9 protein-coding genes are annotated in these 12283 nt (G+C 61.5%); all 9 read right to left on the bottom strand.

What is annotated here, in order from left to right:
* Positions 1–22 precede the first annotated feature (22 nt).
* Positions 23–772: a hypothetical protein gene (locus tag L0U81_RS19670; RefSeq protein ID WP_233805189.1), complete on the bottom strand. Its 750-nt coding sequence runs from the start codon at positions 770–772 to the stop codon at positions 23–25.
* A 243-nt stretch (positions 773–1015) separates the two neighbouring features.
* Positions 1016–1795 carry a glucose 1-dehydrogenase gene (locus tag L0U81_RS19665; protein WP_233805188.1) on the bottom strand — a complete coding sequence of 260 codons (780 nt, stop codon included), beginning with the start codon at positions 1793–1795 and terminating at the stop codon, positions 1016–1018.
* Positions 1796–1988: 193 nt separating this feature from the next.
* A complete protein-coding gene (gene tssJ, locus L0U81_RS19660; protein ID WP_233805187.1) occupies positions 1989–2510 on the bottom strand; it encodes a type VI secretion system lipoprotein TssJ in 522 nt (173 codons plus the stop codon).
* A 26-nt stretch (positions 2511–2536) separates the two neighbouring features.
* The gene (gene tssG, locus L0U81_RS19655; RefSeq protein WP_233805186.1) at positions 2537–3685 is read right to left on the bottom strand and encodes a type VI secretion system baseplate subunit TssG; all 1149 of its coding nucleotides are present in this window, start codon (positions 3683–3685) and stop codon (positions 2537–2539) included.
* Positions 3682–5496, bottom strand: coding sequence for a type VI secretion system baseplate subunit TssF (gene tssF, locus L0U81_RS19650; protein WP_233805185.1), 1815 nt, complete (start codon positions 5494–5496; stop codon positions 3682–3684). Before tssF ends, tssG begins: the two co-directional genes overlap by 4 nt.
* Positions 5497–5505: 9 nt before the next feature.
* Positions 5506–7092: a type VI secretion system protein TssA gene (tssA, locus tag L0U81_RS19645; protein ID WP_233805184.1), complete on the bottom strand. Its 1587-nt coding sequence runs from the start codon at positions 7090–7092 to the stop codon at positions 5506–5508.
* Positions 7089–10640, bottom strand: coding sequence for an ImcF-related family protein (locus L0U81_RS19640; protein ID WP_233805183.1), 3552 nt, complete (start codon positions 10638–10640; stop codon positions 7089–7091). Before L0U81_RS19640 ends, tssA begins: the two co-directional genes overlap by 4 nt.
* The gene (locus L0U81_RS19635) at positions 10637–11875 is read right to left on the bottom strand and encodes a hypothetical protein (RefSeq protein ID WP_233805182.1); all 1239 of its coding nucleotides are present in this window, start codon (positions 11873–11875) and stop codon (positions 10637–10639) included. The genes L0U81_RS19640 and L0U81_RS19635 overlap by 4 nt, the downstream gene beginning before the upstream one ends.
* A gap of 6 nt (positions 11876–11881) precedes the next feature.
* Positions 11882–12139, bottom strand: coding sequence for a PAAR domain-containing protein (locus L0U81_RS19630; RefSeq protein WP_233805181.1), 258 nt, complete (start codon positions 12137–12139; stop codon positions 11882–11884).
* Positions 12140–12283: the final 144 nt, after the last annotated feature.

Here is a 12283-nt window from a genome sequence, read left to right as displayed (position 1 = left end):
GCCGCACAAGGCAATCCCGGTGTCACGAGTTCACTGAACGCTCGCGCAATCGTTGGCGTTCGAGCGCGTTGCGCAGTTGACCTGCGACGAACGCGCCGACGATCAGAGCCAGGTATAAGGCCACGAGATCATGACGCCAGGCATTCAGCGCGAGCTGATGCGCAACCAGTTTCGGATCGGGAGTCGCAAGGATTGCGCTTTTCGCCTCGACCGTTCGCATCATCCGTGTAAAGCCTGCCGCGGATAGCAACGGCAACAGAATGACCCACGTGAGCAGCACGGGCTTCAAGCGGAGCGCCCACGGCAAGTGACGCAAGCGAAACCAGAGCCCGAGGCATCCGTGTATCCATCCGGGCGCGAGCAGCGCAAGCTGCAAACCCTGCGTACCACTCGCGAGCAGCTGGACGACGACGCGCTCGTAGTCAGGTTCGAAGCCATAGAGCGACGACGCCAGCCGGGTCGTCACCGCGTGGCGGATCAAGAGCAGCGGCAAGCTCAGTCCCGCCCACAGGCGCACCCACTCAGCCAGAGGCAACGCCCAGTGACGGCGCGCGTATATCGTGCGTATGGCCAACGCAAAATGAAGCGCGGCCGCACCATACAACGCGATGGTCCCAGGCGCGCTACGCCAAAGCCACAGCGCTAGCATCAGACCCCGTCCGGCAAGTTCGAGCGACCAGATGCCGAGCGCGTGATTGAGCAGATGGAGAAAAAGATATACCAGCATCACCACGCCGGAGCCGAGTTGCAACCGACGCAGAACCGCTTGCATCCGTACCATCATGGGAACGTCCCGCTAGTGCCGTGCGTCACATGACGGTCAACCGCCGCCTGGATGACGACCATTCCCGATGCACGGGCCATGTCGACGATGTTCATTGGGTCCCCCATCTGCCGTCAGTCTTGCCTGCAAGACCGCGCAGATGCGATGGTTATTCCCGAATTGACCCGGGCTACCCCATGAAACCGGTCATGGAGAGGCTCGCCGGCCTCTCCACCGGTGGTCGAAACGGAGTTACAGCGTGGCCGTCACTCCGCCATCCACGTAGAGAATGTGGCCATTGACGAAGTCCGAAGCGCCGCTCGCGAGGAAGATCGCCGCACCGACCAGATCCTGTACATCGCCCCAACGTCGCGAAGGCGTGCGAGAGGTCAACCAGTTGCTGAAGGTTTCGTCGTTGACGAGCGCCTCGGTCAGTTCCGTCCTGATGTAGCCGGGGCCGAGGCCGTTGACCTGGATGCCGTGCTGGCCCCAATCGATTGCCATGCCCTTCGTCAACATCTTTACCGCGCCTTTGCTCGCGGTATAGGCGGCGATATTGGGCCGGCCCAGTTCGCTCTGCACTGAGCAGATGTTGATGATCTTGCCGCGCTTGCGCGCAATCATGTGCCGTGCCACCGCCTGTCCGACCAGAAACACGCTGTCCACATTGGTCTTCATCAGCTGTTCCCATTGGGCGTGGGAGAACTGCTCGAGCGGCGCGCGGCGCTGCATGCCGGCATTGTTCACGAGAATATCGATCGCGCCGATCTCACGTTCGATCTGCGCCACCGCCGCTTCCACCGCTTCAGGCGAGGTCACGTCGAAACATTGCGCATGCGCCTTCGCGCCCGTGTCGCGCAAGCGGCTCACCGCCGCCGCCAGCCGCGCTTCGTTGCGGCCGTTCAGAACGACTTCGGCGCCGGCGCCCGCCAGCCCTTGTGCCAACGCATAACCGATACCTGTACTCGATCCGGTGACGAGCGCGCGACGCCCGGTCAGGTCGAACATCTGCAAACTGTGGTTCAATTCCATCCCCTTTTTGAATTCGATGTACCGGGCTTTCGATTCGTGAGACTACCTGGATAAATCGAGATCGTGCCTGAAGTGACGGCGGTGCGTGGCGTCGGAGATGCAGTCTTCGATGCGCTGAACGAACTCGCCGAAATTCGCGGTTTGCGCCGCGCTGGTGACGAATGGTCGGAGGCCGCATGGAATCTGGGCCGGCTCAATTGCGAGCCGCACTCCCATCAGTCGCCAGAAACTGATCCATCAGCGAGATCTTCAGCGGCTTGCCCGCATCGAGCTTTTTCTTCTCGATCACATACTTCCAGCCATCCCCGCTACCAGGATTGCGATAGAACGCGACAACCGCCACATATTTCGTATCGGCCTGCATCGGCTGCGACAGGCTCGCCGAGGCGCCCGGATTCAGCACCGACGCCATGCTGGCCTGCAAGTCCTGCGCAAGCAGCGTGCGGTCGCTTTTCAGCAGATCGTCATACGACGCGCCGTCGAACATCTTGCGGTCCTTCAACTGATAGATGCGCACGGCTACCGATGTCGCGCGACCGGCGTCGTCGGGGTTCAGCGCTTCGCGCGCGGACAGGTCGACGTCGAGCACTTTGACCTGCTTGAAAAACACCGCGTGATACGCGCTCGACGACGCGTCCGACACGGTTTGCCATGCGCCGCACGCCGACAGCAGCGCAATGGCCGCAAGGGTGGAAACGATAACTCGAAAGTTCATGAATTGTCCTTGGAGCGCATGGTTCATCACGCGGATTGAATCAGGTACGGATTGGCCGCGGGCTTCGGAAACGCTTGATATACCCCGAGCGCGACGTTGATCAGGCGTTCGCTCGCGGCAGGTAGCACGGTCGTCCAGCCGAGCCGTGGAGCCGGTCTGGCTCGTCCGTCAGCGACCGAGCCAGACGAGTTGATCGACGGCAGCGGCGCGAGGTGCGACGACATCTCCATCCTCAGATGCACATCCGCCTTCAGCCCTACGTACAGTTGCACGAACGCCATCAACTCGCGATGCAGCCACGCGCCCGGTAAAAGATCGTGCGCCAGGGTCGCAGAGGCCGGACGCAACGTCACACGCACCGCACGGCTGCGATACGCAAGCCGCTTGCCGAGCACGTAGCCGCCGCCGAGGCCGCGGCGCACGCCGTCGTTCGCCACACCGGCACGAGCAGGCGACGAAGCCAGCGGCTGCGGCTTGCCGGCGCGCGCAAGCGCGGGAAAGAACTCGTCGACGCGCACGTCGACGCCGGGCGCCGCGAGCGCAATCACACCGGCGAGCCCTTCGGGCGTGCGCGTGCGCTGAATCAGCAGACCGAGCAGCGCGAGCATCCGCGAATCGGGTAAGCCGGCGCGCTGCGGCTTGTCGCCCCAGCCGAAGCCAGCGAGGCACAACAAATTGCGCGAATGTTCGTCGCGACCTCCCGCGCGAAAACTTTCCGGATAACGGTACTTCTTCCACGCGCGATACAGCAGCGTGACGAAACGATGATTGAACTGATCGAGAAAGGCCTCGACCACTTCGTGCCCTTCCTCGCGCAGCACGATCTCGTCGATCATGTGCGACGGCATCGCGGCGTCGACGCCGTAGAGGCCCATGAAGGTCGTGCGCACAGTCGGTGGCGGAGCACTTGTCAAGGAATCCGGATCATCGTCGAATTCGACCCCAGCGATCTCGCCCGCCGGAAAACCTGTGCGCGCGCGTGGCCGGAAGCGCACCGGTTCGTGCGCCGCGGTATCGCGCGTGCCGAAGCCGGGATGCTGCGGCACCCGCGCTTCGAGCAGTCGGCACAACTGCATGAAGTTCATGCGCGGCGCGCGTGCGAGCAATGCCGCGACAAGCGGTTCGAGACTCGGCAGTTCGTTCCGCGCTTCAAAGGCGTTTGCGTACGCACTCATAGCGGCGCCCGTCGCGCCTTGCTGCGCGGCCAGACCGTGCGGGTCTGCGACGGCAGGCTCACGATCGAGAGCTTCGTGAACAGGTTGATTTCCGCGTACGCCGCAAAGAAGCGGTGCAGCAACTCGCCGAACAGCATCAGGTCGCCGTCGCCGGCGAACGCCTGTGAATCCAGCGTCACCTCGATCAGCACACCCCGCTCCACTGAGCCGCCCGACACTTCCTCGAGCAGCTCCTGCGACACCCAGAGAATGCCAGCCAGACGCCGCGCGTTCAGTTCGTCGTCGGTCCAGTCGTAGAGCGCGAGCGCGCCGCGCAGCACTTCCGCGTCCATCATCGAGAGGAAGTTCGGGGCAAGGTGTGAAAGCACGCGCCACTGGAACCGGTCGCCCGTGGGGGGATAGAGCGGCAACGTGGGGGCGACAAGATTACGCACCTCTGTCACGTTCGGCGTGCTCGCAGCGAGTTCGCTGAGGTTCGCCTCGCGCAGCCCCTTGCGCGGCAACATCCCGTTGGTGCCGGTGACGCGCAGCGAAAGGCTTTCTTCCGGCAGCGTTTCGATGGTTTCCCATGCGTGGCCGCCCAGGATCACCCACGTCTCGTGCAGTCCCGCCATGCCGGGGCGTACGCGCGCATGGAAATAACGCTCCGGCGCCTCGTGACGCAGCATGCCACCGCGATGCCGGAACGTGGCAAACGGCACGTACTCGTAGCGCTCAGCCGTGTCGTGATCGAACGTTTCGATCGCATCCACTGAATACGTTTCGACGTGTTCGCCCTGATGTCCCGCCGGCACGACGCGGTACTCCGTTTCGTGATGGTTGATCTCGATGGGTTCTGCGTCGAGTTCGAACAGGTTAATCACCGGTGAGCAGAACAGTCGCACATTCTCCCTGCTGAAATGCTGGTCCGACGGGTAGGTGTCCTTCAGGACGATTTCAAGCTCGAAACGGGTCGTTCCCGCAGGAAGCTTCGCGACGTCGAGTCCGCACAGGTCAATGAAGAGAAATTTCTCGCGGAATGAAAAGTACTCGAGGAGTAGCTGATAGCCCGAGAATGCCGCATCGGCCTTGGGCCAGAGCCGTTCTTCGGTCGAAAATCCCGCGGGCTCGATCGTGATGCCTGGTAACAGCACGGCCTCGCCGTCCTGCACCTCCGGAATGCGGCACAGGACCGAATCAATCTGGCGGGTGAGCGCCAGGTGCATGGCGAAGGCGACCGGCAGATCCGCATTCAGATGCAGGCGCAGGCGCGACAGATCGGTTTCCTCGCGTCGCGCCGATTGATGGAGCTCAAAGCCCAGGCGAATCACCGAGCGGCCGTCGTGGGGTACGGTCGGGCCTGCGTGTGTGATGGACAGCGGCTGGAGCTGGACGGCCTGCGTGGTCCTGTACAGGCATTGCACGGTCTTCGGCGTCGTGCCCTCGGCGCCCGCCGGCGGTGGAACGCTGATGGGCGCCGATCGGACGGGCACACCGGCAGGCACCACCTCGGTTCTCTGGAGCTTTTCCCGTAGGGGGATCAGTTCGGCGACCGAGAGCGACGGAATCATGCGCAGATAGTGCGGCCACAGCAGGCTCACGAGCCCTTCGGTTAGCTCCGGCAGCTCGTCGTCGAGTTTCTGCTGAAGGCGCCCCGTCAGAAAGGCGAAGCCCTCATGGAGCCGCTCGACATACGGATCGCGGTCGCCCATGCGATCGAGGTTGAGCAGGCGCGCACGGTCAGGATGCGCCTTCGCGAACTCCTTTCCGGATTCGCGCAGGTAGCGCATCTCGGCTTCGTAATAGCGCAGGATCGGGTCGTCTTTTTCCATTCGGATTTTTTATGGGAGAGTCAATGCACGTGCAGGGTCAAGCACGGCCAGTTCCGCCTGCAGTTCACCGATGCGGCGTGCAAGCGCTGGCTTGTCCGCGTCCTTGCGGTTGCTCATCGCCTTGAACGCCCGGGTCAGCTGCTGCTTGACCTCGAAAACCAGTGCCGGCTCCCAGCGCGTGAGCGGCAGGGAGCGTGCGGCCGCATCGAGTTCGGTCAGCAGTGCGAGCGCGGTATCGGGCCGACCGGCATGATCGGCAAGGCGCGCCATGACGAGTCTTTGCAAATAGCGATGGCGATCAGTTTTCATACCGGGCAGCGCCTCCAGCCAGGCGAAGGCCGCCTCGATCCCGTCGCGTTCAGTCAGGTCTCTCGCCTGCGCCTCGATCTCGGGCCAGTCGCCGGCATGTCCGTCCTCGCTGCCGGCAGAGACCGGCAGCGGCGCCACGCTTTCCCCTGCTTCCAGATCCCGCACGACCGCGTGCCGGGCAATCCACTCTAGCGTCGAATCGTCGGCGAAGGGCGTGCCATCGTTGAACGCCAGCCGTTCGATGCCAAGCAGGCGCTCGAGAAAGAGCGCGAAGTCCGCACGCAGCGATTCGCGCCACGCGCTGTACGGCGCACCCATATGATCAAGCGCGACGTGCTGGAAGTACTGCAGGTCGAACCAGAGGTGATTGACACCTTCCATAAACGCGCCCTCGACACGCTCCAGCAACTCGTGCCACTGTTTCTGCAGCACAAGCCTTTTCATCTGCGCGCGTAGTTCCGCGCGCGGCGCCACAAGCCGTGTATGCGATGCGGCGTCCGACGGGGGCACCTCGTGCAAGGTGTCCCAGCGCACGCTGCGCACGAGCCGGACCGATGACAGATAGCCATTCTCCTGATCGCGCAGCCACGTGGCCATCGTACGGGCCTGATCGAGCAGATCGCGCGTCGAAGCGATCGCCCCGAACGAAACGCTCGCCGTGGCTGGCAATACTACCTGGACGGACTCCGCTCCTCCTGTACCCGCCATGCCTTCCTTGCGCTCGAACCTTGACACCAGCGGCTGCAGGTTCGGACGCGCGGCCTCTGGCCATCCACCGGTCAGCGTGACCAGTACATCGAGCGCCGCAAGCGCACGTTCGAGGTCCACCAGTGCGAATTCACCGCGGCTCTCGAGCAGCTCCAGCACGCGCGTGGTTGCCAGCATTTCAAGCGCGCCTTTCCTCGCTTCGGCACGCGCAGGCAGCACAGCCCCGCCAAACCGGTCGACGAGCGCAGCGGACAACTCCAGTCCGTCGGCAAAGCCGGCCGGACCATCCTGGCGCAACCGGGCACACGCGTAGTAGCCTGCAAGACGCAGATCCTTGCCGGTCTCTTTGAGAAGCTGTTCACACGAGCGGACGATCAGGCCATCGTCGATACCCGAGAGCTTGCCTGCTTCATCCTTGAGCTCGAAGAACGTGTCTTCGTAACCGGGGTCGCGGCCGACGCCCCCGTCGCCCGGGAACGGCAGCAGCCACGATGCCCACGCATCGAGGCGTGCTCGTGCAAGTTCGCCTGCGTCTTCGCGTGCCGGAAAGAGGCTCCTGAAAAGTTCTCCCAGCTTCATTCAACCTCCGGCACGTTACCGTTGGGCAAGGGCATGGCTGCGTGCTTCGCGGCGGCGGCCGCGGCCGGTGGCAACGGCGGTGGATTGCCGGCAGAAATTTTTGGTCCTGCCTTTGTACCGCCGGTCACAAAGATGCGTGTGGGTAGTGCGAAGTGCCGGAGCTGGAGCACATCGAGCGGACCCGAACCCGCATCACTGCGCAACTGGACCTTGAGCGCAATGCCCTGGCTCGTATCGGGCGCCCACGTCAGCAGATAGCGCGCGTTGTCCTGCTGGGAGACCTCCGCGCGTTCCAGCAGCCGGATCAGTCCGAAGCGTCCCTGCGCGTGGAGTGCTGACCGCAGGCCGCCTTGCTCCGTCTGCCATTCGATGTGCGACAGGTTCTCCAGCGACTGTCCGGGCCACTCGAATGGCACCCAGTCCTCTTTCTGGTTGAAGTAGTTGAGCTCGCGCGCGGACAGTACGACTTTCATGTCGGTCACGCCTGGCGTTGCAACGCCCCGCAGATCAAAGCGGATGTGTGCGTCGCCGGCCGGGAACAGTGCGGTCGAAACGCGCGTGAGCCTGTTCAATCCCTCAAGAAAGCCTGGATCGAGCGTGAGTGAGCCGTGGTCGGCGCCTTGTGCGGCGACCCACCGGTCTCCCTGTCGTTCGACGACGCCAGCAAGCTGCGTCGCAACGAACTGGGCGATTACCCCGTTGTCCGGCCGCATGAAGCGCGCCATCTCGGGCAACGAAGCGTCGTTCTCCGAATCCGCAAACGGATAGCGGCCACCGAAGGTACGGTTCCAGTCGGCCAGGATCGAGGTACGCCAGATGTCGTTCAGGCTCGCTGCAGCGGGCTGCACCACGGCCTGCCAGGTCTGGTTGAGCGGCGCCTGCAGCAGCTGGCCGAAGCCCGCCCATTGCTGGCCCAGGCTCGCGGCAACACGGTTCGCGTAGTCGCGGCTTTCCGCGATATCTGACGTTTTGCCTTGCAGTACGGACCGCGCTGCGACACGCGACATCGCATCGGTATCGGCGCTGTTCACCATCTGCTCGATCTTCAGACGCATCGCGGTAACACGTTCGAGATAGCGGGCAAGACTCAGGTCGCCAGTGGAGGCCAACTGCGCCGCGGCCTTGCCGGTTTTGCCAGGCGCGGCAGCAACCAGGTCGCTGCCGGTCAGTCGCAGGATCGGGCCGAATGCGGTTGTAAGGGGTGCGAACTGGGGTTGTGCCTGTTTTGATGGGTCTTTCTCGTCGGCGCCAACGAGTTGCTGCGCCTTGCTGATCAGCGTGTCGGAGAATGACTGCGTGCTTGCTCCCGTGCCTGCCTGGTACACGATCGCGTTCATTAGCGCGACCAGTGGTGAGCGTTGCGGATCGCCCAGCAGGATGAGCTGGTCGGCGGTGGCCGACAATGTCGGCGCGGGTTGCCAGCGTAGGCTGTTGAGGAACTGCTCCCAGGCGCGCGCGTAGTCGTCGAAATAGCGTTGGCGCAGTTCGGCTTTCAGCGTCGAGGGCGCCTGATTCGTGTTTTTTGTGTCAGACAGCACCCAGTCGCCGGCAACGTTGCCCTTCTTGCTTGCCTCGTCGATGGCCTTCGAGATGCGTTCTTCCCAGGCTGCGCGGGTGAAGACGCCTGGCACGGTCTGCGTCGTGTTGAAGAGGCCCCGACCCGTGGTGTCGCCGAGCAGCGTGGCCAACGTTACTGGTGGGTACTTCGGCTTTGCATCGTCGAGAATCTGCTGGCAGACCGCGTCGGTCGAGTTCTGGATACCGCGCACGCCTATGATGGTCTGTCGTGTGGACGCGACCAGGTTGCTATCCGGCACGATGGCGAGCGATGAACTGCTCGCTGGAGTTCGATGTCCGAGGTGGTCCGCGAAAAAGGCGATGGTGTGCTGCCGCAGATCCTCCCACGTGCCCGATGAAAGCGGTGAATTGAGTGGGCGTGCGGGAACCGCGGTCGCGATCAACTGTGGCGTAAGGAACGATGCGGCAGCGCGTTCCGGTTTGGCGAGCATCAGGTAGGCCTTGAGCGTATCGTAAGCAGCCTGCGCCTGGGCGTTGCCGCCGCTCGCGATCTCTTCATCAGACATCGAGGCCAACTGGCGCAGGCGATCCTCCAGGGTCTGCCGAATCGGGCCGATGAGGATACGGCTCGCGACGCCTTCGTAGCCTGGCCAGATCGCGGCAAGCAGGGCGCTGTCGCGGTTCAGTCCAAAGCGGGTAGTCCACGGACCGCCGTCACGCTGGCGGGTCTCCAGTGAGTCGATTTGCTTGCCGAGACTACCGAGCGTCTGCATCGACTGCGTATTGTCCTGGGTGCCCGTGAGCTTCGCGAGCGTACCCCGGGCGGTACCGATCGTCGTGCGGTTCGAGAAACCCGAAACCATCGTGCCGACGATCCAGAAGCCGACCGCTGCCGTTGCGATCCATGCGGCGGTCGTCGAAAGAGAAAAACCGACGCGCCGGCCATAGACTTTCCGGCTGTGATCCGCGATCGTTTGCCAGACCGAGCGCTCCTCTGTGGCAACAGGATCGCCCTCCCACTCCTCGTCTGGCTTGTTGTCGGATTTCTCCAGTGCTGCCGGCTGTGCGAGTTCACGCTTCTTGAACAGCGGCACGAACAGGAGCCCATGTACAGACTGGCGCCAGTAACGCGAATTCGCCGTCTGCAGCACAAGTTCCGACAATGCGCTACCGAACCGCTCGATATGCTGTGAAAGTTGGGCTGGATAGCGGTCGTGATTGTTTGCGGCAAGGAGTTGGACACCTCTGTTTGCCAGATCTTGCGTGAGATTTTGCAGCGCCGTCCCGATCTCCTCGGCACTTGCTCGCGCATTCGCCCACGTGAAGCCAAACGCTTCATCCGGGCCTCGCGACTCAGCACCAAAATCAGTCACGTTCAGCAAATACGCGGGCGCAGCCCATCGCAGGGCCCGTGCGTGGCGAGCAAGCCGCTGGGCAAGGCCGTCCGTGTCAAACGGGGTGTTGGCAGAGACCCCATTGCCCGTCACAGCGACAATTGCATCGATCGGTCGACGACGGCGCATCCGGCGAATCTGGTCTAGCCATTCGGTATCGAGTGTGCTGCTTGTTTGCCTGGCGTAGAGCAGGACCGAATTGCCAGTAATTGCGTAGCCTGTTTCCGTCAAGCCCGATGCCAGACGCTTGACGAGTGGTTCGTCGCCGGTCAGAAGTATCCAGCGCTCCCGATAGCGCCAACGCCATCCGTGCCGATCCTTCATCGCATCCACAAGTGACATTGAGGATCCGTTAGCTTCTTCTGTCTTTTGAACGCTTTTTCGTTCGTCATACCGGATTAGCCAGCGCGTCGCCCACATGGAAGCTATCCAGAGCAAAATGGCTTCAAAGTACTTGATGAATATCAACGACACCAGCAGGCCACAAAGAAGAGATAGCTCAAAAATGATCAGTCTTTCCAAGCTCCACCGCTGCGCCCGTGCAACGATCCAAGTCACAATTGCCGCAGCGAGAAACAGAATGACGAGCGCAGCGCTGATGAAAAATACGACAGGTAAGGACTTTTGTTCTTTCATGTCTGCTTCTCGCATACCAGTGCGAGCAGATCATTACCTTCTTGCGTAATGACTAGCTGTGGTTTATCCGTAGCTGCCGCGTTCGCAATGCCGAGCGCCGTGGCTAACCACGCACGCCCAATGCCTGCGCGACCTACAGACGTGTCGAGATTTACAGTTCCGGTATCACGCCCAAACTGGCACGACGACCGGATTGCACGAACAGCTTGCTTGGAAAGGCCAGTTCGCCAGGTCGTTCCGACATTTTCCAAAGATGTTTTTCCCCAACGAACAGCAAGCTTCAGCGTCTCGACGACTTCCTCCGCCGCGCCTTTGGAAGGACGATGTAGCCATAGTACGGGTTCTGTGCCTATATTCCGGGCAATCGAAAGGCTTGAAACGAGAAGCATGCTACCCGCTTCGGCGACCCCGGTCGCCAGGGTTTCGCTCACTGCGTTGCGCAACTGAATTGAGACAAGCAGGTTGACTCTATCGGGGGGCATGTCATCAAACCACGAATCAGTATGAAATAACGAAAGTCCGCGCTTCGATGGATTTACTACGATACGTGAGGTGCGAAGCGGATGTTTGAGCAGAGAGAGGAACTTCTCTCCAACGATTGCAGGCTCCAGCATAGAGTCGATACAAAGATCGACCATCACAGACACATGCGCGGGAAGCTTCTGAAGCTCTTGGGTGATTTCGCCTACCATCTGACTCAGTAACCACTCGCAAACAGCTGTTTGGCGAGCGTGTTCGGTCAAGGCATTGCCTGCGTAAAACTTGCGATCGGGCACATCCAGCCATCGAGCAATAACGTCGGTGTTCGGTACAGCGAGGCTGGAAACGGGACACAGCTTCGTCTTCCCGTCAACAAGAGCACCCACGGCGTTTTCGTCTTTGTTGGAGCTGAACTTCCATGCGTGCCCGAGCACAGCGAGTGGTTCACTCGAGGACTCGTGACACTGAGTCTCAATTGCATCGCAGATCCTGTTCGTTGCGAGTGCCGAGTTAATACGCACGTACAGATAGGCGAACCGACAACTCAGCAAAAAGCTCCATGCAAGGATCGGAAATACGACTGCGCAGAACCAGAACAGCACGCTGTCAGACTTCGCACCAGGCCAGAGAAAAATAGCCATCGTGGCGCAGCCGACGACAAAAAGACTGAGGAGCAGCGCCCAACCTACAATAGAAGGTCGAGCGAAGTTGGGGACATTCACCCTCGGCGGAACGCGCGAAAAGTCGACGGGCATGAATTCTTAGCGAACTGTCGCACCGTCGGCGGAGGCAATTAGAACGCTGCCGCATTGCGTTGCATCGCCGTCCCTCGACAAAGGCGTACCCGCGTCCTTCATGCGGCTACTTCCGTCAATGATCTCATTGTCACCGTGAATCGGACAGGACACGAGTATCCCGACCTTTGCGGCCCTGCGTCCCTTTACTTTGATACGGTCAGAGCCGGAAAGAATTTTCCCGCCGTGGCTCGTGCTGTCGCCTTCGTAAGCTAATTTCTTCATCAGATTTCCTAGTCCAATTAGTGAACGCAACGGTTGCCCTACTTTCAAGATCAGTTGATCAACGACAAGAACTCAATCTTGCTCACGATCATTCATCGACGTAGCTTGAATCCATTTATCGATAGCGGTGCCATTTTTTCTAGC

The organism is Paraburkholderia sp. HP33-1 (assembly GCF_021390595.1).
Taxonomy (GTDB): Bacteria; Pseudomonadota; Gammaproteobacteria; order Burkholderiales; family Burkholderiaceae; genus Paraburkholderia.
This window is presented reverse-complemented; position numbering and strand designations above follow the sequence as displayed.